We start from the raw sequence: 20136 nt of genomic DNA, 5'->3' as shown, positions 1-20136 counted from the left end.
AGCCATGCCGCGCTGTGCGCTCGCCGGGCATGGCCCGGCGCTACCTGGGCTCCGCCACGGCTACCCCCGATTCAGGCTGTTCAGGCAGAATCCCCCCATACCCTTCCAGGATCTGCCCATGCGCGTTCTGCTGCTTTCCTCCCTGCTGCTCACCGTCAGCGCCTGTACCTGGGTGCCGATCGAACCGGCCGGCAAGGCGACCCGCGTACTGCCGGCAGGCCCCGTTCCCGCTGGCTGCATCGCCAAGGGCGAAGTGGTCGTCACCGTGAAGAGCAAGGTCGGCTTCTACAACCGCAACCCGCTGCGCGTGCAGGAAGAGCTGGAAACGCTGGCCCGCAACGAGGCCCCGAGCGCAGGTGCCAATGCCGTGCAGGCCGCTGCGGCCCCGGCCGATGGCAGCCAGCGCTTCGCCGCGTTCCAGTGCCCACCGCGCTGAACGCTTCACCATACGGCCAGCGCTGAATTCGTAAAGATGCGGTGAAGGCCCCCGGGGTTATAGAATAGCGCCCCCTTTTGCCTGAGCCTTGGCGCTAACCTCGATGCTCTTCAAGAATGTCTCGATCGCCGGCCTGGCACACGTCGACGCACCGCATACGCTGACCACCAAGGAAATCAACGAACGCCTGCAGCCGACGTTGGATCGCCTGGGCATCCGCACCGACGTGCTCGGCGATATCGCCGGCATCCACGCGCGCCGCCTGTGGGACAACGGCGTGCTGGCGTCCGACGCTGCCACCATGGCCGGCCGCAAGGCGCTGGAAGACGCTGGAATCGATGCGACGCAGGTGGGCCTGCTGGTCAATACCTCGGTCAGCCGCGACTACCTGGAGCCGTCCACCGCCTCCATCGTGTCGGGCAACCTCGGCGTCAGCGACGAATGCATGACCTTCGACGTCGCCAACGCCTGCCTGGCCTTCATCAACGGCATGGATATCGCCGCGCGCATGATCGAGCGCGGTGACATCGACTACGCGCTGGTGGTGGATGGCGAGACCGCCAACCTGGTGTACGAGAAGACGTTGGAGCGCATGACCGCTCCGGACGTCACCGCCGACGACTTCCGCAACGAACTGGCGGCCCTGACCACCGGTTCGGGTGCTGCCGCGATGGTGATGGCGCGCTCGGAGCTGGTGCCGGACGCGCCGCGCTACAAGGGTGGCGTCACCCGCTCGGCGACCGAGTGGAACCAGCTGTGCCTGGGCAACCTGGACCGCATGGTCACCGACACCCGCCTGCTGCTGATCGAAGGCATCAAGCTGGCACAGAAGACCTTCACCGCCGCCAAGATCGCACTCGGCTGGGCCGTGGAAGAGCTGGACCAGTTCGTGATCCACCAGGTGAGCCAGCCGCACACCGCTGCGTTCATCAAGAACTTCGGCATCGACCCGAAGAAGGTCATGACCATCTTCGGCGAGCACGGCAACATCGGGCCGGCCTCGGTGCCGATCGTGCTGAGCAAGCTCAAGCAGCTGGGCAAGCTGAAGAAGGGTGATCGCATCGCGCTTCTGGGCATTGGTTCCGGCCTGAACTGTTCGATGGCTGAAGTGGTCTGGTAAGCAGCCCGCTGCCCGACCTCCTGTAGAGCCGAGCCATGCTCGGCTCACGCGCACAGCGCGGTTCTTCCGCGGCCTGACCGGAGAGCCGCCGAGCATGGCTCGGCGCTACACCGCGCCGCGATTCTTCCAAGGTGCTCCGCATGCGCGATCTTCCCGGTTACCCCGCCCACCCGCAGCGCTTCGAAGTGCGCCCGGGCCTGTCGATGAACTATCTCGACGAAGGCCCGCGCGACGGCGAGGTAGTGGTGATGGTGCACGGCAATCCGTCGTGGAGCTATTACTGGCGCACGCTGGTGGCCGGCCTGTCGGACACCTACCGCTGCATCGTGCCGGACCATATCGGCATGGGCCTGTCGGACAAGCCTGATGACAGCCGCTACGAGTACACGCTGCAGTCGCGCGTGGACGACCTCGATGCGCTGCTCAAGCACCTGGGCATCACCGGACCGGTGACCCTGGCCGTGCACGACTGGGGCGGCATGATCGGTTTCGGCTGGGCGCTGTCGCACCACGACCAGGTCAAGCGCCTGGTGGTGCTCAACACCGCCGCGTTCCCGATGCCGGCGGCGAAGAAGATGCCGTGGCAGATCGCGCTGGGCCGTCACTGGAAGATCGGCGAGTGGATCATCCGCAGCTTCAACGCGTTCTCCTCCGGTGCCTCGTGGCTGGGCGTGGAGCGGAAGATGCCGGCCGACGTGCGCCGCGCCTACGTGTCGCCGTACAACAGCTGGGCCAACCGCATCAGCACCATCCGTTTCATGCAGGACATCCCGCTGTCGCCGGCCGACAAGGCCTGGTCGCTGCTGGAACGCGCCGGCAAGGCGCTGCCGTCGTTCGCCGACCGCCCAGCCTTCCTCGGCTGGGGCCTGCGCGACTTCGTGTTCGACCATCATTTCCTGAAGGGCTTCCAGGCCGCGCTGCCGCGGGCCCAGGTACATGCGTTCGAGGACGCCGGGCATTACGTGCTGGAAGACAAGCACGAGGTGCTTGTGCCGGAAATCCGGGCGTTCCTGGACGCCAACCCGATCTGATCGGTGTGCCGACCAACGGTCGGCATCCACCCCTTCCTCTTCCGGTGGGTGCCGACCGTTGGTCGGCACACCCGAAGGGTTGATGAGGTTGCCGGCCAGCGGCCGGCACTACCATTACGCGGCGACCGGCGCCTGCGGCGGCGAGGAAGGGCTGTTGCCGTTGTCGTCCGGATGGTCGTCGTCATTGTCGGCGTCATCGCGCCAGCGCCAGTCGGCCGGCGTCAACGGATCCAGGCCATAGGCGATGCGCGCCTTGTCGCACTGCGGGCTGGCCTTGCCATACTCCCACGATGCATCCACTTCGCGGCACACGCTGGGCCGGTTGGGGTGGATGGTGCAGCGTGAATACACGCCGATCTGCGCATCCAGCGCGACGCAGCGCACCGGCTTGGAATGGGTGCCGCGCATGCACAGGCGATGCGGGTCCAGCACCTCGGTAAGCTGGTGCGGCACGCCGCCGGGGGTGACCTCGTCCGATTCCATCCAGTGGAAGGCCACGCGGTATTGGGTGCAGCAGGCGCCGCAGGTCATGCAGGGATGTTGCATGGGCAAGCCGCCTCGGGCGGCAGTCGGAATCGGGAACGAGGGTGCGGATTTTCCACGAAGTCGGCCGCCGCGCAAGAAATTCCGTAAGCGGCGACAATGAACAGATGAACCGACCCTGCAACATTGCCGCGCGCCTGCCTGAACTGGCGCGTGAACGCCCCGATCAGATCGCCATCCGCTGCCCGGGCCGCCGAGGCGCCGGCAACGGCATGGCCGCCTACGACGTCACCCTCGATTACCGCCAGCTGGATGCCCGCAGCGACGCCATGGCCGCCGGTCTGGCCGGCTACGGGATCGGCCGAGGGGTGCGCACGGTGGTGATGGTGCGGCCCTCGCCGGAGTTCTTCCTGTTGATGTTCGCCCTGTTCAAGCTGGGCGCGGTGCCAGTGCTGGTCGACCCGGGCATCGACAAGCGCGCGCTGAAACAGTGTCTGGACGAGGCGCAGCCGGAAGCCTTCATCGGCATACCGCTGGCCCATGTGGCGCGGCTGGTGCTGCGCTGGGCGCCGTCGGCGACCCGCCTGGTCACTGTCGGCCGCCGCCTCGGCTGGGGCGGCACCAGCCTGGCCGCGCTGGAGCGCGCCGGCGCCAGCGCTGGGCCGATGCTGGCCGACACCGATGGCGAGGACATGGCCGCGATCCTGTTCACCAGTGGCTCCACCGGCGTGCCCAAGGGCGTGGTCTACCGCCACCGCCATTTCGTCGGCCAGATCCAGCTGCTGGGCAGTGCCTTCGGCATGGAAGCGGGCGGGGTGGACCTGCCGACCTTCCCGCCGTTTGCCTTGTTCGACCCGGCGCTGGGCCTGACCTCGGTGATCCCGGACATGGACCCGACGCGGCCGGCGCAGGCCGACCCGGCACGCCTGCACGATGCCATCCAGCGCTTCGGCGTGACCCAGCTGTTTGGTTCGCCCGCGCTGATGCGGGTGCTGGCGAAGCATGGCCGGCCGCTGCCGACGGTGACCCGGGTGACCTCGGCCGGTGCACCGGTGCCGCCGGACGTGGTCGCCACCATCCGCAGCCTGCTGCCGGCCGACGCGCAGTTCTGGACGCCGTACGGCGCCACCGAGTGCCTGCCGGTGGCAGTGGTGGAGGGTCGTGAGCTGGAGCGCACCCGCGCCGCCACCGAGGCCGGCGCTGGCACCTGCGTGGGCAGCGTGGTGGAACCGAACGAGGTCCGCATCATCGCCATCGATGACGCGCCGCTGGCCGACTGGTCGCAGGCACGTGTGCTGGCCACCGGCGAGGTGGGAGAAATCACTGTGGCCGGCCCAACCGCCACCGACAGCTACTTCAACCGCCCGCAGGCCACCGCGGCGGCGAAGATCCGCGAGACGCTGGCCGATGGCAGCACCCGCATCGTCCATCGCATGGGCGACGTGGGCTACTTTGATGCACAGGGCCGTCTGTGGTTCTGCGGCCGCAAGACCCATCGCGTGGAAACCGCGCAGGGGCCGTTGTACACCGAACAGGTCGAGCCGGTGTTCAACACCGTGCCCGGCGTGGCGCGCACGGCCCTGGTGGGTGTTGGCCCGGCCGGTGCACAGGTACCGGTGCTGTGCGTGGAACTGCAGCGCGGGCAGAGCGACAGCCCGGCCTTGCGCGAGGCCCTGCGTGCGAAAGCCGCCGCACGGTTGCCCGATGCGAACCTGCAGCACGTCCTGGTGCATCCGGCGTTCCCCGTCGATATCCGTCACAACGCCAAGATCGGCCGCGAAAAGCTCGCCGTCTGGGCCGGCGCCGAACTGGAGAAGCGCGCATGAAAATCCTGGTCACCGGCGGCGGTGGTTTCCTCGGCCAGGCGCTGTGCCGCGGGCTGGTTGAGCGTGGCCACCAGGTGCTGGCGTTCAACCGCAGCCACTACCCCGAACTGCAGGCGATGGGCGTGGGCCAGATCCGCGGTGATCTGGCCGATGCGCAGGCGGTGCTGCATGCGGTGGCCGGCGTCGATGCGGTGTTCCACAATGGTGCCAAGGCCGGCGCGTGGGGCAGCTATGACAGCTACCACCAGGCCAATGTGGTCGGCACCGACAACGTCATCGCAGCCTGCCGCGCGCACCGCATCGGCAGGCTGGTCTACACCTCCACGCCCAGCGTGACCCATCGCGCTACCCATCCGGTGGAAGGCCTCGGCGCCGACGAGGTGCCGTACGGCGAAGATTTCCAGGCGCCGTACGCGGCCACCAAGGCGATCGCCGAACAGCGCGTGCTGGCCGCCAACGATGCCGCGTTGGCGACGATGGCGTTGCGTCCGCGCCTGATCTGGGGCCCTGGCGATCAGCAGCTGGTGCCGCGCCTGGCCGAGCGTGCGCGGCAGGGCCGCCTGCGCCTGGTGGGCGATGGCAGCAACAAGGTCGATACCACCTACATCGACAATGCCGCGCTGGCGCACTTCCTCGCCTTCGAAGCGTTGGCACCGGGCGCTGCGTGCGCGGGCAAGGCCTACTTCATCTCCAATGGCGAGCCGTTGCCGATGCGCGAGCTGGTGAACAAGCTGTTGGCTGCGGTGGGTGCGCCGACGGTGGACAAGGCGATCAGCTTCAAGACCGCCTACCGCATCGGCGCTGTCTGCGAGCGGCTGTGGCCGCTGCTGCGACTGCGCGGGGAGCCGCCGCTGACCCGTTTCCTGGCCGAACAGCTGTGTACGCCACACTGGTACAGCATGGAACCGGCGCGCCGTGACTTCGGCTACGTGCCGCAGGTCAGCATCGAAGAAGGGCTGCGCAGGCTGAAGGCTTCATCTGCTGCATAGATCGCCATCACTGGTTGCACACCGCAGGATCGGGAGGATGGACCCACGCCATCCAAGGCTCGACCACCCGCGAGGAGCGCCATGCTGCACTACGCCATCATCTTCTTTGTCATCGCCATCATCGCCGCCGTTCTGGGTTTCTCCGGTATCGCCGGCGCCGCAACGAACATCGCCTGGATCCTGTTCGTGGTGTTCCTGATCCTTGCGGTGATCTCGATGTTCCGCAAGCGAGGCTAGTAAACCGCAGGGTAGTGCCGGCCGCCGGCCGGCACTGCTCTTTCCGGTGGGTGCCGACCGTTGGTCGGCACGCCCCTTTGTAGAGTCGAGCGTGCTCGACTGCTTCTCGTGAGTCGAGCATGGCTCGACTCTACAGAGGATCATCGAGCATGGCTCGACGCTACACACAGCGCCGCTACACAGCGCTCTGCAGTCCGCGATCGGCCTCGTGGCGCTCCAGCGCCAGTTCGATCAGGCGCGTGATCAGCGTGGTGTAGTCCACGCCGCTGGCGCCCCATAGCTTCGGGTACATGCTGATGCGGGTGAAGCCCGGCAGCGTGTTGACCTCGTTGATGACGATCCCGCCCGCTGCGGTGAGGAATACATCCACGCGCGCCATGCCCGCGCACTCCAGCGCCCGGTAGGCCTGAAGCGCGATCTGCTGGATACGCGCCTGCGTTGCGCCATCAATGTCTGCCGGCACCACCACGTCGGCGCCATCGTCGTTGATGTACTTGGTGTCGTAGGCGTAGAACTCGTCGTGTACCACTACCTCGCCGCACAGGCTGGCCTGCGGATGCGCATTGCCCAGCACCGCGCACTCGATCTCGCGGCCGACCACCGCCGATTCCACCAGCACCTTGTGGTCGTAGCGCAGCGCCAATGCCAGCGCCTCGGCGAAGCCCGCTGCATCCTTGACCTTGCTCACCCCCACTGACGAACCCTGGTTGGCCGGCTTCACGAACAACGGCAGGCCGAGCTGCGCGATCACCGCATCGACATCGACTGCCGCCGCCTGATGGCGACGGATGCACAGCCACGGTGCCACCTGCAGCCCGGCGTCGCGCAGCAGGCGCTTGGTCACGTCCTTGTCCATCGCCACCGCCGAACCCAGTACCGGTGAACCGACGAAGGGCAGGTTGGCCATGCGCAGCAGCCCCTGCAGCGCACCGTCCTCGCCCAGCGGCCCGTGCACGATCGGCAGCACCACATCGATCTGGCCGAGCGCGCTGGCCGCATCGCACGGCTGCAGCTGCGCCTGCTCGGCGCCCGGGCGCACCGCCAGCGACGTACCGGACCGATGCAGGGCGATGCGCGACGGATCATCGGCATTGATCAGGAAGGTATCGGGTTGGCTCAGATGCCACTGACCCTGCTTGTCGATACCGACCAGCACCGGCTCGAAGCGCTCGCGATCAAGCGCATCGAGGATGTTCTTCGCCGACTGCAGCGAAACTTCGTGCTCGGATGACTTGCCACCGAAAATGATGCCGACCCGGGTCCGTGCCATGGGGAATGCGATGTCCTGTGCGTTGCGTGGCCCCATAGCATGAACCTTCATCGGCCCTCCGCGTGAGGCACAGATGAACCAGAAATCCATCCACGCATGGCGTGGATCTACCGTGTCGACCAAGGTCGACACCCACCACAGCAACACAGAACGCCGTCCCGACAGATCGCAGCAAGCTGTCGAAGGCGGGGTGGGTCCGGTTGCGGGGGCGTGAGCGCCATGGATGGCGCGACCGAGCTTACATGGACGTACTTGCAGCGTTCCCCGCAACCGGACCCACCCCGCCATCCCACGGATAGCCAGCTTTTGATGTTGCCCTGGCTGTTGCATCTGCGGGTGCCGGGCGGCAGCCCGGCCCAAGCCCCCCACCCACGCAGGTAGAATGCGCCCATGGCTCCTTCCCTGCTCAAGTCCCTCAAGCCGGTCGCTGGCCGCGCCCTGCAGATCGCCCTGAACCGCGCCCTGGCGCTGGATCCGGATACCCGCCATGCCCTGGCCAGCCTCGACGGCCGCCACATCGACCTGACCCTGGAAGCGCCGTCGCTGGCGATGCGCATCAGCGTCGAAGGCGACCAGCTGCGGGTCGGTCCGGTGGACGCGCAGGAAGCCGACCTGGCCGTGCGCAGCAGCCTGGCCGGCGTGCTGGCGCAGCTGCCGCTGCTGGCCAACGCGCGGCGCGGTGACAGCAACGGCAAGGGTCGCGTGCGCGTGGCCGGCGATGCCGAACTGGCGCGACGCCTGCAGCAGCTGGCCAAGGGCTTCGACCCGGACTGGCAGCAGCCCTTCGTCAGCGTATTCGGCGAGGTACTGGGCGTGCAGGTTGCCAACACCCTGCGCAACGGCCTGCAGCACGCGCGCCAGGGCGCGATCGATCTGGCCCACAGCGCCGCCGAGTTCATCACCGAGGAATCGCGCGATGTGGTGCCGCGTGCCGAGCTGGACGCCTTCCACGATGACGTGGACGTGCTGCGCGATGACGTCGAGCGTCTGGGTGCTCGCGTGCAGCGCCTGCGGGGTGCCGCATGAAGGCCGTGCTGCGCGCCAGCCGCATCGGCCGGGTGATCCTGCGTTACCGCCTCGACGACCTGCTGCAGGGCACACCGGCCGAGCGCTGGTTGCGCCTGGCCAAGCCGTTCGTGCCGCGGGCCTCGGCCGACATCGCCGCACAGTCGCGCGGTGCACGCCTGCGCCTGGCGCTGCAGGACCTCGGCCCGATCTTCGTCAAGTTCGGCCAGATCCTGTCCACCCGCCGCGACCTGGTGCCACCGGACGTGGCCAATGAACTGACCCTGCTGCAGGACCGGGTCAAGCCGTTCGATGGCGAGACCGCGCGCCGCATCGTCGAGGACGCGCTCGGCCTGCCGGTCAGTGCGGCCTTCGCCAGCTTCGACACCGAACCGCTGGCCTCGGCCTCGATCGCACAGGTGCACGCGGCGACGCTGGCCGATGGCCGCCAGGTGGTGGTCAAGGTACTTCGCCCGGGCATCGAGAAGCAGATCGACGCCGACATCGCCCTGCTCAATTCGCTGGCCGCGCTGGTCGAGCGCACCCACCCGCGCGCCGACAAAATCCGGCCGCGCGAAGTGGTGGCCGAGGTCGAGAACACCCTGGCCGCCGAGCTGGACCTGCAGCGCGAAGGCGCCAATGCCAGCGTGCTGCGCCGCTTCTGGGAAAACAGCGACGACCTGTACGTGCCGGAAGTGATCTGGAGCCATACGGCCGAGCGCGCACTGACCCTGGAGCGCGTGTGGGGCATTCCGTCCGACGACATCGCCGCGCTGGACAAGGCCGGCATCGACCGCAAGGCGCTGGCCGCCAAGGGCGTGCGGGTGTTCTACACCCAGGTGTTCCGCGACAACTTCTTCCATGCCGATGCGCATGCCGGCAACATCTGGGTCGACACCGATCCGGCGCGTCGCGCCAACCCGCGCTTCATCGCGCTGGACTTCGGCATCATGGGCCAGCTCTCGCAGGAAGATCAGTACTACCTGGCCGAGAACTTCATGGCCATCTTCAACCGTGACTACCGCCGCATTGCCGAACTGCACGTGCAGGCGCGCTGGATGCCGGACCACGTACGCATCGACGATCTGGAAGCGGCGGTGCGATCGGTCTGCGAACCTTACTTCACCCGGCCGCTGTCGCAGATCTCGCTGGCCGAAGTGCTGATGAAGCTGTTCCGCGTGGCGCAGCGTTACCAGCTGACCCTGCAGCCCCAGCTGATCCTGCTGCAGAAGACCCTGCTGAACATCGAAGGCGTCGGCCGCCAGCTGGACCCGCAGATCGACATCTGGGCGGTGGCCAAGCCGGTGCTGGCGAAGATCCTGCGCGAGCGCTACAGCCCGCGCCGGGTGGTACGCGAGATCGGCAAGCGCCTGCCGGAAATCATGACCCATGCCCCGGACATGCCACGTCTGGTACACGCCTGGCTGACCCAGCAGGTGGAAGGCCGCCATGAACTGTCGATGCGCTCGCGCGACCTGGCCGCTCTGGACGCCAGCGTGCAGCGCCTGCAGAAGCGCGCGGTGGGGGCGATCACTGGCGTGGGCCTGCTGGCCATTGCCGCGCTCATGTACGTGCTGCAGCCGCCGGGCTGGTACTGGGGCGACCTGCCAATGTGGAGCTGGTTGTCCGGTGCGCTGGGCGCAGTGGCGCTGGCGCGCGCGTGGTGGAAGTAGGTCCCATGCTGCAAGCGCTCAAGGACGAACTGGCACGCTTCGGCGCCGACAACGACGCCCGCGAGAGCGCGCGTGGCCGCCGCATGCTCAACATCACGCCGGACACGGGTGAATTCCTGTCCGCGCTGGTCCGCTTCGGCGCCGCGCGCAGGGTGCTGGAGATCGGCACCTCCAACGGCTATTCGACGCTGTGGCTGGCCGAGGCTGCCGCCGCCATCGACGGCCACGTGATCACGCTGGAATACGCACAGGACAAGGCGGCGATGGCGCGTGACACCTTCGCGCGCAGTGGCCTGGCCGATCGCATCACGCTGGTTCACGACGATGCAGGGCCGTGGCTGGCACAGGCCGTCGATGCCAGCATTGACCTGCTGTTCCTCGATTCGGACCGCGGGCAGTACGCCGGCTGGTGGCCGCAGCTGCGCCGCGTGCTGCGGCCGGGGGGCCTGCTGGTGGTGGACAACGCCACCTCGCATGCGCAGGAAATGGAACCGCTGCGCGTGCTGCTGGACGCTGATCCGGACTTCAGCGTCAGCCTGGTGCCGGTTGGCAACGGCGAGCTGCTGGCCGTACGCAGCGCCTGACTGCTCTACATCGGTAGGTGCCAACCTTGGTTGGCACGCTGTTGCCGGTCGCGCAGAGCAGCCGAGCATGGGCTCGGCTCTACAGTAAGCAGGCCCTTATAATCCCGCGGTGAGCACCGAACCCGATACCCTCGCCGCGGTCGAGACCGACACCGCGCCCCTGCAGTTGCTGCACCTGGATGAGCGCCTGGCCGTGGTCAACAAGCCTGCCGGGCTGATGGTCCACGACAGCAAGCTGGCCCGTGGCGAAGACGACTTCCTGGCCGACCGCCTGCGCGAGCAGCTGGGGCGGCCGATCTTCCTCGTGCACCGCCTGGACCGGGCCACCAGTGGCTGCCTGCTGCTGGCCTTCGACCGCGAGACCGCCAGCGCGCTGGGCAAGGCGTTGATGGGCGGCGAAGTGTTGAAGGACTACCTGACGGTCTGCCGGGGATGGCCGGCGGAACTGTCCTGGCGGGTGGACCATGATCTGGATGGCGGCCCGGGCAAGCCGGTGAAGAAGCCGGCGATCACCGACTTCCAGCGCCTGGCGACGGGCGAGCTGTCGGTGCCGGTCGGTGAGTTCACCCGTTCGCGTTATGCACTGCTGCGCTGCCAGCCACAGACGGGGCGCTTCCGGCAGATCCGCCGGCACCTCAAGCACCTCTCGCACCACATGATTGGCGACACCAGCCATGGCGATGGCCGCCACAACCGCATCTTCCGCATGCAGGGCGTGCACCGCATGCTGCTGCACGCCGAGCGCCTGCGCTTCCCGCATCCGGACGGTAGCACGGTGGATGTGCGTGCGCCGCTGGACGGCGGGTTCCAGAAGGCGCTGGACCTGTTTGGCTGGCAGGTGGACGACGCCTGATGCTGCTGCCGTAAGCCGAGCGTGGGCTCGGCTCTACAGCCAGCGGCCGGGCGTGGCCCGGCGCACCCCGTTATTTCTTTTCCGGCTCGTTGACGATGGCTTCCAGATCCTTCTGCAGGTCCGCGAACAGCGGCTGCATGCGCGCCTGGATGGCCACCATCACGTTCTGCATCAGCGCCGGGGTCTTGTCCAGCAGGCTCTGGCCGGCCGGGCTCTCGTAGAACTCGGCCATCGCCAGCACGTCTTCCTTGCTGAACGTCTTCTTGTACAGGTCCACGTACATCGGTCGCAGCTGCTGCCAAGACAGCGCCTGGCGCAGGGTCTGGCGGGTCCGCGCCTGGATCCTTCCGAGCTGCTCCTGCTGCTGGGCGTTGAGCTGGCGCTGCGCGGCCACCTGCTGGAACTGCTGCTGCTGCATGGCTTCGATCTGCGGCAGCATGGTGTCGATCATGCTCTGCGCGCGCGAGGCCGACAGCAGGCGGTTGATGTCACCGTCGGTCGGCGGGGCGGCCAGGGCCGGAGCGCAGGCCAGGACCAGGGCCAGCAGCAGAGCGGTGCGGCGCAGCAGGGACGGTAGGGCGGGACGGGTGCGGGTCATGCGGGGCTTCCTGCGGTACATGGGATGCCCAGCATACCTGCAGCCACGGCGAAGGCGGCGTGTTCGATGCCTGATCGGCGGCATACGGGGCGCGATGCCGCACCCGGCCGCGTGCCTGCCGCTACAATGCGCGGATGGGCAGTGGACCGGTCACCATCAGCGCGCAGCTTGAAATCCCCGACGGCGAGATCGTCGAGCGGTTCGTGCGCGCCAGTGGCGCCGGCGGCCAGAACGTCAACAAGGTCTCCACCGCGGTGGAACTACGTTTCGACGTGGCCAACTCGCCCTCGTTGCCCGAACCGTTGCGCGCGCGCCTGCTGGCGCGGCGTGACCGGCGCATGACCGGCGAAGGCGTGCTGGTCATCGACGCGCAACGTTTCCGGACCCAGGATCGCAATCGCGAGGATGCGCGCGAGCGGCTGGCGGCCTTCATCCAGGCCGGGCTGAGCGTGCCCAAGCCGCGCAAGGCCACCAAGCCGACCCTCGGGTCGAAACTGCGTCGTCTGGACGCCAAACGCGGGCGCGCGCAGATCAAGCGCGGGCGCTCATCACGTGACTGGGAGTGATTGCTTGAACAACCCGACTCCGTTGCTGCCGGCCGTGCCGCCGCAGATGCCGCAGGTCAAACCCAACGCCTTCCTGCGCTGGCTGGCGCGCTGCACCCTGCGTGTGGGGGGCTGGAAGGTGACCGGCACCCTGCCTGACATCCCCAGGCTGGTCTTCATCATCGCCCCGCATTCGTCCAACTGGGATGGCCTGTGGGGCATGGCGGCCAAGATCGCGCTGGGCATGAGGGTGAAGGTGCTGGGCAAGGCCTCGCTGTTCTGGTGGCCGCTGGGCCCGCTGCTGCACCGGCTGGGGGTGATCCCCCTCGATCGCAGTTCGCCGCAGGGCACGGTCGGCCAGGCCGTGGATCTGATCCGCAACAACGAGAAGATGTGGTTCGCCATCACCCCCGAGGGCACCCGCAAGGCGGTGAAGGACTGGAAGGCCGGCTTCCTGAAGATCGCCCGGATGGCCGATGTGCCGATCCTGACCGCGTATTTCCACTACCCGGAAAAGATCATCGGCATCGGCCCGCTGTTCACGCCGACCGGCGATGATGCCGCCGACATGGCCGCGATCCGCGAGTTCTACCGGCCCTGGATCGGCAAGACCCGCGGCACGGTCTGAACCCGGCAAAGGCCACCCGCATAGACGCCACGTCCGGCACATGCCGGGCGGGCGCGACAGGAGTAGGGTGGAGGGCTGGTATTGAATACCGTCTGCCCAAGGAGTGTTTTGCATGTCGCGTACCGTAGTCCTGGCCGCCGCCATCAGCCTGGCGCTGGCGGCCTGTTCCGGCAAGGAGTCCACCCCCGTGTCCGATGCACAGAAAGCCCCGGCCCAGCAGCCGGCCGATGCCTCCACCAACCCGTTGCTGAGCGCCAGCACGCTGCCGTTCCAGGCGCCGCCGTTCGACAGGATCAAGGACAGCGATTACCTGCCGGCGTTCGAGGAAGGCATGCGCCAGCACCTGGCCGAGGTGCGCAGGATCGCCGACAGCAGCGAGCCGGCCACCTTCGACAACACCATCGTGGCGATGGAGCGCAGCGGCGAGACCCTGACCCGCGTGTCGCGCATCTTCTTCGGCCTGGTCCAGGCCGATACCAACGATGCACGACAGAAGATCCAGGAAGAAGTGGCGCCAAAGCTGGCTGCCCACCAGGACGAGATCAATCTCGATCCGAAGCTGTTCGCGCGCGTGAAGTCGATCTATGACCAGCGCGACACGCTGGAATTGGATCCGGTGCAGAAGCGCCTGGTCGAGCACTACTACGACGGCCTGGTGCGCGCCGGTGCGCAGCTGTCCGACGCTGACAAGGCGACCCTGCGCAAGCTCAACGTGGAAGAGACCACCCTCTCCACCCAGTTCCATACCCGCCTGGTGGCCGCCACCGCCGCTGCGGCCGTCGTCGTCGACGACAAGGCCAAGCTGGCCGGCCTGGACGAGGATGCGATCAACAACGCCGCGGCCGCCGCCAAGGAACGCAAGCTGGACGGCAAGTTCCTGCTGCCGCTGCAGAACACCACCCAGCAGCCGGTGCTCGGCTCGCTGAGCGATCGCGACCAGCGCGCCGCCGTGCTGAAGGCCTCGGAGACCCGCGCCGAGCGCGGTGATGCCAACGACACCCGGCAGACCGTGCAGCGCCTGGCCCAGCTGCGTGCGCAGAAGGCCAAGCTGCTCGGCTTCGAGACCTTCGCCGACTACCAGCTGGGCGACCAGATGGCCAAGACCCCGGCTGCGGCACTCAAGCTGCTGACCGACACCGTGCCGGCCGCCACCGCCAAGGCGCGCGCCGAAGCCGGCGAGATCCAGAAGGTGATCGACGCGCAGAAGGGTGGTTTCCAGGTCGCCGCTTCGGACTGGGACTTCTACGCCGAGCAGGTGCGCAAGGCCAAGTACGATCTGGACGAATCGCAGATCAAGCCGTACTTCGAACTGGACAATGTGCTGCAGAACGGCGTCTTCTACGCCGCCACCCAGCTGTACGGCATCACCTTCAAGCCGCGTACCGACATTCCGACCTACAACCCGGACATGAAGGTGTACGAAGTGTTCGACAAGGACGGCACCTCGCTGGCGCTGTTCTACACCGACTACTTCAAGCGTGACAGCAAGTCCGGCGGCGCCTGGATGGACGTGTTCGTCGAACAGGACGGCCTGACCGGTGCCAAGCCGGTGGTCTACAACGTCTGCAACTTCACCAAGCCGGCCGCCGGCCAGCCTGCGCTGATCAGCTTCGACGACGTCACCACCATGTTCCATGAGTTCGGCCATGCGCTGCACGGCATGTTCTCGAACGTGAAGTACCCGTCGATTGCCGGCACCGCCACCTCGCGTGATTTCGTCGAGTTCCCGTCGCAGTTCAACGAGCACTGGGCGCTGGATCCGAAGGTGTTCGCCAACTACGCCAAGCACTACAAGACCGGCGAGGCGATGCCGCAGGAACTGGTCGACAAGATCCTCAAGGCGCGCAGCTTCAACCAGGGCTATGCGACCACCGAGTACCTGTCTGCCGCGCTGCTGGACCTGGCCTGGCACACCCAGAAGGCCGACGCGCCGCTGCAGGATGTCGGCGCCTTTGAAGCCAGCGCGCTGAAGAAGTTCAAGGTCGACCTGCCGCAGGTGCCGCCGCGCTACCGCACCACCTACTTCGACCACATCTGGGGTGGCGGTTACTCGGCCGGCTACTACGCCTACTTCTGGGCCGAAGTGCTCGACCATGACGCCTACCAGTGGTTCACCGAGCACGGTGGGCTGACGGCGGCCAACGGCCAGGAGTTCCGCGACAAGATCCTCTCGCGCGGCAACAGCGTGGAGCTGTCGACCCTGTACCGCGATTTCCGCGGCAAGGACCCGTCGGTGGAACCTTTGCTGAAGTTCCGCGGGCTGAAGTAAGAAATCGAAAACGGCGGGGGAAACCCCGCCGTTTTTCTTTGTGTAGAGCCGAGCCCATGCTCGGCTGGCTTTTTCTGGAGACGCAGCCGAGCATGGGCTCGGCTCTACACAAGCGGATCACGTCCCCACGTGCACCCGGTTGGCCTGCTCGGCCAACCCGAGGTGATCGAGCGCGATATCCAACGCCAGCACATAGCTCTGCGCGCCATAGCCGGAGGCGATGCCCAAGCGCTGGCCGACACCGGCCGGCAGGCAGGGCTCGGCCACCGCGCCGTCGTCGTGGACCTCCACGTAGGCATTGTGCAGGTAGGGCAGCAGGCGCTGCAGGCGCAGGCTGTTGGCGCACGCACCCGGGTCAAGCAGTGTCACTTCGCCACGGCTGTGATCGGCCACGCGCAGTGCGTCCAGCAGTTCCTGTTCCGAGCCACAGGCACGGATCGCCACGCTGGTGCCGGCATCGATCGCGCGATGCACCAGCGACTTCAGGACCGGCGCCGGCAGTGGCATTGCCGTGCGGATCAAGGCGCCGGCGGCTTCCGGGCCGCGGATGATGAAGATCGACATGGCTCAGCCCTCCTGCGCCAGGCGACGGCCGACGATGGCCAGCGACAGCGGATAGCCGGCCTGCTGGCTGCGCTGGTCGACCACTACCGCGGCGGGGCCGTGCTGCAGGCGCAGCCGCGCATCCAGGCCGGGCTCGCTGGGCGACTGCAGCTCGATGTACTGCGCCGGCAGCCGTTCCAGCGCCGCCTGCAGTGCGCCACCCTCGGCCTGCCATTGCGCCTCGTCGGCCACGCCGACATCCAGCAGCACCCAGTCGGCCGAACGCGCCTGCGGCTGGCACAGGCACTGGCGCACTTCGGACAGGCTGGCGCAGTCGCTGCACAGCACGCGATGGCCGGCCAACTGTGCCGGCAGTTGGGGACGCGGTGCCGACGAAGAGGCGTGGCGGATCACCAGGAGGGTCATACAACACCTTGCGGAATGCGCCCTGCGGCGCGGTGGGCACACGATGCACGTGCTGGCCGTAAAGGTGCGATGCCCGTGGCCGGGTGCGCCTGTAAAACCTGCGTAACCCTTCCTGTAGAGCCGAGCCTACGCTCGGCTGGCGTGCACCGACACTCGAAGAGCAGCCGAGCGCGGGCTCGGCTCTACAACAAGCCGGCGCGGGAACCTCTCCCGCCCGAGTGTGGTCTGATGCAGCGACCACCCACCCGGAGCCTGTCATGGATGCTGTTGCCCGCCCTCCCTTTTCCGAACGCGCGCTGGCCTGGCTGAAGAAGGAGGCGCTACCGTTGCTGGTGATGCTCGGCCTGCTCGCCGCCGCCCGCGATACCCTGGCCAACCACTACGTGGTGCCCAGCGGCTCGATGCAGCCGACCCTGCAGCCCGGCGACCGGGTGATGGTGGACATGCGTGCCTATGGGCTGCGCCTGCCGTTTACCGGCAAGGAACTGATGGCGACCGGCACCCCGCAGCGCGGCGAGGTGGCGGTGTTCGATTCGCCGGCCGACGGCACCCGCCTGATCAAGCGGGTGGCCGCGGTGGCCGGTGACCATGTACAGCTGCACGAAGGGCACCTGAGCATCAACGGCCAGCCGCTGCAGACCGCCGACCTGCAGGACGTGGAAGCCTTCGGCGAGCGCCGAGCCCGCCTCGATCTGGGTATGGGGGGCGGTCCTGACATCGCTGACCTGGTGGTGCCGGCGGGCAAGGTGCTGGTGCTGGGTGACCACCGTGGCAACAGCTTCGACGGCCGCTTCTTCGGTTTCGTCGATGCAGACAGGATCTACGGCCGCGCGGTGGCGGTGTACTACCGCCGCGGTGACGGTTTCGAGTGGCAACGCCTGTAAGCTGAATTGATACTTCCTATATATCAATCCTGATCTATCAGGTTATGGATCGACTGGATCGACGGGCCTAGTCTGAGGCCCGTTCCCTCCCACGCCCGGCCGTCCCCACCGGCCCTTCGATTCCATGACTGGCGAAACTGCGGCGGCCGTTGAAGGCCGTCCCTCCACTCTCGATACCGGCACCGACACGCGCATCCAGCAGGGCACCCCGGCCTTCCGCCGCACCGCGTTGGCACTGTTCCTGGCCGGCTTCTCCACCTTCGGCCTGCTGTACACCGTGCAGCCGCTGCTGCCCGAGTTCAGCCGCCACTTCGGCGTGTCGGCCGCAGGCAGCGCGATGTCGTTGTCGCTGACCACCGGCACGCTGGCGGTGGCGATGCTGTTGGCCGGCCTGCTGTCCGATGCGGTCGGCCGTCGCCCGTTGATGATCGTTGCGCTGTTGGCGTCGGCCATGCTGTCGCTGAGCACGGCGCTGGTGGACGACTGGACCACGCTGCTGGTGCTGCGCACCCTGCTTGGCCTGGCGCTGAGCGGCGTGCCGGCAGTGGCGATGACCTACCTGGTCGAGGAAATGGACAGCCGCGCGCTGGGCCTGGCGATGGGCCTGTACATCGGCGGCAACGCCATCGGTGGCATGAGCGGGCGCCTGCTGGCCGGCATCATCGCCGATCACTGGGGCTGGCGCTGGGGCATCGGCGTGGTCTCGATCATCGCCATCGCCAGTACCGTGCTGCTGTGGCTGCAGCTGCCGCCGTCGCGCCATTTCCATCCCCGCCGCGATGGCCTGCGCGAGTTGCCGTCGCGCTGGCGCCTGCTGTTCGCCGACCCGGGCCTGCCGTGGCTGTTCGCCACCTCGTTCGTGCTGATGGGCGTGTTCGTCACCCTCTACAACTACCTGGGCTATCACCTGCTGGCGCCGCCGTACCACCTCAGCCAGACCGTGGTCGGGCTGATCTTCAGCGTGTACCTGGTGGGCACCTTCAGTTCGGCGTGGATGGGCCAGCAGGCTACGCGGTACGGGCGCGGCCGCATCCTGTCGATCTCGTTCGCGCTGATCGGCGCCGGCATCGCGCTGCTGGCGATGCCGTGGCTGAGCACGATGGCACTGGGCATCGCGCTGGTCACGTTCGGCTTCTTCGGTGGCCACTCGGTGGCCAGCAGCTGGGTCGGCAGCCGTGCCGGTACGATGCGCGCGGAAGCGTCGGCGCTGTACCTGTTCGCCTACTACCTGGGCTCCAGCGTGCTGGGCGGGGTCGGCGGCCTGGCCTACGCGGCCTGGGACTGGTGGGGCGTGTGTGCGTTCGCCGCGGTGCTGACCCTGATCGGTGGTGGCATCGTCTGGGCGCTGCAGCACCGCGCCCCGCAGCCGGTGACCGCGTGACCCAACGCACGGTAGTGCCGGCCGCTGGCCGGCAACCACGGTGTAGCGGCTTTGCCGAGGTAGAGTCGACTGTCAGTCGACTGCTCTTCCATCAGATCGCGAAAACCCGCGCTGCGCGCGATAGTCGACTAACAGTCGACTCTACCGGCGAACGCCCCGCGCAGCAGCCCGGCGAAGTTTCGGATCAGCGGCGTCACCCGTTCGCGATGCCACGCCAGCTGCACTTCCGAATGCGCGCCAGCATCGGCCAACGCCACGAAGCGCGATCCTTCCACCCGGATGTGATCGCACGACGACGGCAGGATCGCCGCACCCAGGCCCGCAGCGGCCAGGCTGATCAACGTCGATGCTTCACCGGCTTCCTGCACGATGCGCGGCGTGAAGCCCGCCGCCGCACACAACGCGATCATGTGGTCGTGGATGCCCGCGCCCGCGCTGCGCCGGAATGCCACGAACGGCTCCTGCGCGAAGTCGCGCAACGACAAGGCGCCCTGCTTCGACAGCCTGCGCAGGGCAGGGTGGTCGGCATGCACGATCAGTGCGAGCGGGTCGACGAACAGGCTGTGTGCCATCAGTTCCGGCGGCAACGCACGCTTGCGGATGATGCCCACGTCCAGTGAACCATCGAGCAGCGCGTCGATCTGCTGCAGCGTATTCATCTCGCTCAGCTGCAGCCGCACCTGCGGATACTGCTGGCGGTAATGCAGGATCGAACGCGGGATCTGTGGCGACAGCGGCGTGGCCCGGGTCAGGCCGATATGCAGTTCACCCTGCTCGCCGCGCTGCGCACGCTGCACCTCGTCCACCGCGGTTTCCACCTGCTGCACGATCGCGCGCGCGCGTTCCTGCAGCAGCTCCCCAGCAGGCGTCAGCTGCACGCGGCGATGGCTTCGCACGAACAGGCGCGCGCCGATCAGTTCCTCCAGCTGCCGGATCTGCTGGCTGAGCGGCGGCTGTGACATGCCCAGGCGCTCGGCCGCCTGGCCGAAGTGCAGCGTATCGGCAACAGCGAGGAAGTAGCGCAGGTGGCGCAGTTCGATGGACATGGGGCCAGTTTATTCATCGTCAGCCGGAAATGAATCAGAGATGGGATCCGATCCCGTGCCGACCAACGGTCGGCACCCACCAACAGCAGCTGGCACCAACAGCAGCGACCAACTGTCGAAGGCGGGGTGGGTCCGGTTGCGGGGGTGTGAGCGGCATGGATGCAGCGACCAAGCCCCCATGGTGAAGTGACCCCCGAGACTTGGACAGGGGTCAGGCGGCCGATTGGGCCTGTTGGGCCTGCTCCCGGTACTGTACCGGGCTCAGGCCCTTCAATTTCAATTTGATTCGCTCTTGGTTGTAGTACTGGA

At 67.5% G+C, this 20136-nt stretch carries 22 protein-coding genes; 15 read left to right on the top strand and 7 right to left on the bottom strand.

The features are described from left to right. Positions 1-118 precede the first annotated feature (118 nt). From VG543_RS09755 to VG543_RS09745, 3 genes are all read left to right on the top strand, one after another. Entirely contained in the window at positions 119-436 is a 318-nt protein-coding gene (locus VG543_RS09755) for a DUF4156 domain-containing protein (protein ID WP_130768364.1), read from the top strand. 103 nt (positions 437-539) lie between these two features. Further along, positions 540-1556: a 3-oxoacyl-ACP synthase III gene (locus tag VG543_RS09750; RefSeq protein WP_014035559.1), complete on the top strand. Its 1017-nt coding sequence runs from the start codon at positions 540-542 to the stop codon at positions 1554-1556. A gap of 140 nt (positions 1557-1696) precedes the next feature. After that, a complete protein-coding gene (locus VG543_RS09745; protein WP_423178871.1) occupies positions 1697-2587 on the top strand; it encodes an alpha/beta fold hydrolase in 891 nt (296 codons plus the stop codon). A gap of 114 nt (positions 2588-2701) precedes the next feature. On the opposite strand, the gene VG543_RS09740 is transcribed toward VG543_RS09745, so the two are convergent. Then, positions 2702-3133 carry a YkgJ family cysteine cluster protein gene (locus VG543_RS09740; protein WP_005407630.1) on the bottom strand — a complete coding sequence of 144 codons (432 nt, stop codon included), beginning with the start codon at positions 3131-3133 and terminating at the stop codon, positions 2702-2704. A gap of 104 nt (positions 3134-3237) precedes the next feature. On the opposite strand from VG543_RS09740, the gene oleC reads away from it, so the two are divergent. The 3 genes from oleC (at position 3238) to VG543_RS09725 (ending at position 6122) form a co-directional block, all read left to right on the top strand. Next, positions 3238-4896 (top strand): olefin beta-lactone synthetase, encoded by a 1659-nt coding sequence (oleC, locus tag VG543_RS09735; protein WP_423178870.1) that lies wholly within the window; start codon positions 3238-3240, stop codon positions 4894-4896. Next, the gene (gene oleD / locus VG543_RS09730; protein ID WP_134735589.1) at positions 4893-5885 is read left to right on the top strand and encodes a 2-alkyl-3-oxoalkanoate reductase; all 993 of its coding nucleotides are present in this window, start codon (positions 4893-4895) and stop codon (positions 5883-5885) included. Before oleC ends, oleD begins: the two co-directional genes overlap by 4 nt. An 81-nt stretch (positions 5886-5966) precedes the next feature. Further along, positions 5967-6122 (top strand): DUF1328 domain-containing protein, encoded by a 156-nt coding sequence (locus tag VG543_RS09725; protein WP_005407633.1) that lies wholly within the window; start codon positions 5967-5969, stop codon positions 6120-6122. 175 nt (positions 6123-6297) lie between these two features. On the opposite strand, the gene ddlA is transcribed toward VG543_RS09725, so the two are convergent. Next, a complete protein-coding gene (ddlA, locus tag VG543_RS09720) occupies positions 6298-7392 on the bottom strand; it encodes a D-alanine--D-alanine ligase (protein WP_155028797.1) in 1095 nt (364 codons plus the stop codon). A 390-nt stretch (positions 7393-7782) separates the two neighbouring features. Here ddlA and VG543_RS09715 point away from each other — a divergent pair, with 390 nt between their 5' ends. From VG543_RS09715 to VG543_RS09700, 4 genes are all read left to right on the top strand, one after another. Beyond that, the gene (locus VG543_RS09715; RefSeq protein ID WP_423178869.1) at positions 7783-8418 is read left to right on the top strand and encodes a ubiquinone biosynthesis accessory factor UbiJ; all 636 of its coding nucleotides are present in this window, start codon (positions 7783-7785) and stop codon (positions 8416-8418) included. Then, the gene (ubiB, locus tag VG543_RS09710; protein ID WP_058979718.1) at positions 8415-10070 is read left to right on the top strand and encodes a ubiquinone biosynthesis regulatory protein kinase UbiB; all 1656 of its coding nucleotides are present in this window, start codon (positions 8415-8417) and stop codon (positions 10068-10070) included. Before VG543_RS09715 ends, ubiB begins: the two co-directional genes overlap by 4 nt. Positions 10071-10075: 5 nt before the next feature. Beyond that, on the top strand, positions 10076-10654 hold the full coding sequence (locus tag VG543_RS09705) for an O-methyltransferase (RefSeq protein WP_423178868.1): 579 nt from the start codon (positions 10076-10078) through the stop codon (positions 10652-10654). Between the two features lie 109 nt (positions 10655-10763). Further along, positions 10764-11507, top strand: coding sequence for a pseudouridine synthase (locus VG543_RS09700; RefSeq protein WP_207049543.1), 744 nt, complete (start codon positions 10764-10766; stop codon positions 11505-11507). A 70-nt stretch (positions 11508-11577) separates the two neighbouring features. Here VG543_RS09700 and VG543_RS09695 read toward each other — a convergent pair whose 3' ends face one another. Continuing rightward, a complete protein-coding gene (locus tag VG543_RS09695) occupies positions 11578-12126 on the bottom strand; it encodes a DUF2059 domain-containing protein (protein WP_423178867.1) in 549 nt (182 codons plus the stop codon). Between the two features lie 113 nt (positions 12127-12239). Between VG543_RS09695 and arfB the strand changes: the two genes are divergently transcribed. The 3 genes from arfB to dcp all read left to right on the top strand — a co-directional run bounded on the left by arfB (position 12240) and on the right by dcp (position 15547). Beyond that, positions 12240-12671, top strand: coding sequence for an alternative ribosome rescue aminoacyl-tRNA hydrolase ArfB (gene arfB, locus VG543_RS09690; RefSeq protein WP_005420755.1), 432 nt, complete (start codon positions 12240-12242; stop codon positions 12669-12671). A gap of 4 nt (positions 12672-12675) precedes the next feature. Next, a complete protein-coding gene (locus VG543_RS09685; RefSeq protein ID WP_423178866.1) occupies positions 12676-13278 on the top strand; it encodes a lysophospholipid acyltransferase family protein in 603 nt (200 codons plus the stop codon). Positions 13279-13390: 112 nt separating this feature from the next. Next, complete coding sequence (gene dcp, locus VG543_RS09680; RefSeq protein ID WP_423178865.1) at positions 13391-15547, top strand: peptidyl-dipeptidase Dcp; 2157 nt, start codon at positions 13391-13393, stop codon at positions 15545-15547. A gap of 117 nt (positions 15548-15664) precedes the next feature. Here dcp and VG543_RS09675 read toward each other — a convergent pair whose 3' ends face one another. Beyond that, entirely contained in the window at positions 15665-16111 is a 447-nt protein-coding gene (locus VG543_RS09675; RefSeq protein WP_423178864.1) for a 3-dehydroquinate dehydratase, read from the bottom strand. 3 nt (positions 16112-16114) lie between these two features. Then, positions 16115-16516 (bottom strand): hypothetical protein, encoded by a 402-nt coding sequence (locus tag VG543_RS09670; protein ID WP_021203742.1) that lies wholly within the window; start codon positions 16514-16516, stop codon positions 16115-16117. A 257-nt stretch (positions 16517-16773) separates the two neighbouring features. On the opposite strand from VG543_RS09670, the gene lepB reads away from it, so the two are divergent. Both lepB and VG543_RS09660 read left to right on the top strand, forming a co-directional pair. Next, positions 16774-17400: a signal peptidase I gene (gene lepB, locus VG543_RS09665; protein ID WP_312543160.1), complete on the top strand. Its 627-nt coding sequence runs from the start codon at positions 16774-16776 to the stop codon at positions 17398-17400. Between the two features lie 124 nt (positions 17401-17524). Next, the gene (locus tag VG543_RS09660; protein ID WP_188250590.1) at positions 17525-18781 is read left to right on the top strand and encodes an MFS transporter; all 1257 of its coding nucleotides are present in this window, start codon (positions 17525-17527) and stop codon (positions 18779-18781) included. A gap of 128 nt (positions 18782-18909) precedes the next feature. On the opposite strand, the gene VG543_RS09655 is transcribed toward VG543_RS09660, so the two are convergent. Both VG543_RS09655 and VG543_RS09650 read right to left on the bottom strand, forming a co-directional pair. After that, complete coding sequence (locus tag VG543_RS09655) at positions 18910-19827, bottom strand: LysR family transcriptional regulator (protein ID WP_423178863.1); 918 nt, start codon at positions 19825-19827, stop codon at positions 18910-18912. Between the two features lie 211 nt (positions 19828-20038). Further along, a partial coding sequence (locus VG543_RS09650) for an IS3 family transposase (RefSeq protein ID WP_134735908.1) occupies positions 20039-20136 on the bottom strand: 98 nt, incomplete at its 5' end.

It is taken from the genome of Stenotrophomonas sp. CASM101 (assembly GCF_049384845.1).
GTDB lineage: Bacteria > Pseudomonadota > Gammaproteobacteria > Xanthomonadales > Xanthomonadaceae > Stenotrophomonas > Stenotrophomonas hibiscicola.
The sequence above is the reverse complement of the archived record's forward strand: the minus strand, read 5'-3'. Positions and strand labels throughout refer to the sequence as shown.

Excerpts from the sequence above, each read along its gene's own strand:
- VG543_RS09660 (WP_188250590.1), top strand. The coding sequence starts at position 17,525 with ATGACTGGCGAAACTGCGGCGGCCGTTGAAGGCCGTCCCTCCACTCTC.
- arfB (WP_005420755.1), top strand. The coding sequence starts at position 12,240 with ATGGGCAGTGGACCGGTCACCATCAGCGCGCAGCTTGAAATCCCCGAC.
- lepB (WP_312543160.1), top strand. The coding sequence starts at position 16,774 with ATGGATGCTGTTGCCCGCCCTCCCTTTTCCGAACGCGCGCTGGCCTGG.
- ubiB (WP_058979718.1), top strand. The coding sequence starts at position 8,415 with ATGAAGGCCGTGCTGCGCGCCAGCCGCATCGGCCGGGTGATCCTGCGT.
- VG543_RS09725 (WP_005407633.1), top strand. The coding sequence starts at position 5,967 with ATGCTGCACTACGCCATCATCTTCTTTGTCATCGCCATCATCGCCGCC.
- oleC (WP_423178870.1), top strand. The coding sequence starts at position 3,238 with ATGAACCGACCCTGCAACATTGCCGCGCGCCTGCCTGAACTGGCGCGT.
- VG543_RS09670 (WP_021203742.1), bottom strand. The coding sequence starts at position 16,516 with ATGACCCTCCTGGTGATCCGCCACGCCTCTTCGTCGGCACCGCGTCCC.
- VG543_RS09745 (WP_423178871.1), top strand. The coding sequence starts at position 1,697 with ATGCGCGATCTTCCCGGTTACCCCGCCCACCCGCAGCGCTTCGAAGTG.
- oleD (WP_134735589.1), top strand. The coding sequence starts at position 4,893 with ATGAAAATCCTGGTCACCGGCGGCGGTGGTTTCCTCGGCCAGGCGCTG.
- dcp (WP_423178865.1), top strand. The coding sequence starts at position 13,391 with ATGTCGCGTACCGTAGTCCTGGCCGCCGCCATCAGCCTGGCGCTGGCG.
- VG543_RS09755 (WP_130768364.1), top strand. The coding sequence starts at position 119 with ATGCGCGTTCTGCTGCTTTCCTCCCTGCTGCTCACCGTCAGCGCCTGT.
- VG543_RS09705 (WP_423178868.1), top strand. The coding sequence starts at position 10,076 with ATGCTGCAAGCGCTCAAGGACGAACTGGCACGCTTCGGCGCCGACAAC.
- VG543_RS09750 (WP_014035559.1), top strand. The coding sequence starts at position 540 with ATGCTCTTCAAGAATGTCTCGATCGCCGGCCTGGCACACGTCGACGCA.
- ddlA (WP_155028797.1), bottom strand. The coding sequence starts at position 7,392 with ATGGCACGGACCCGGGTCGGCATCATTTTCGGTGGCAAGTCATCCGAG.
- VG543_RS09675 (WP_423178864.1), bottom strand. The coding sequence starts at position 16,111 with ATGTCGATCTTCATCATCCGCGGCCCGGAAGCCGCCGGCGCCTTGATC.
- VG543_RS09695 (WP_423178867.1), bottom strand. The coding sequence starts at position 12,126 with ATGTACCGCAGGAAGCCCCGCATGACCCGCACCCGTCCCGCCCTACCG.
- VG543_RS09655 (WP_423178863.1), bottom strand. The coding sequence starts at position 19,827 with ATGTCCATCGAACTGCGCCACCTGCGCTACTTCCTCGCTGTTGCCGAT.
- VG543_RS09740 (WP_005407630.1), bottom strand. The coding sequence starts at position 3,133 with ATGCAACATCCCTGCATGACCTGCGGCGCCTGCTGCACCCAATACCGC.
- VG543_RS09715 (WP_423178869.1), top strand. The coding sequence starts at position 7,783 with ATGGCTCCTTCCCTGCTCAAGTCCCTCAAGCCGGTCGCTGGCCGCGCC.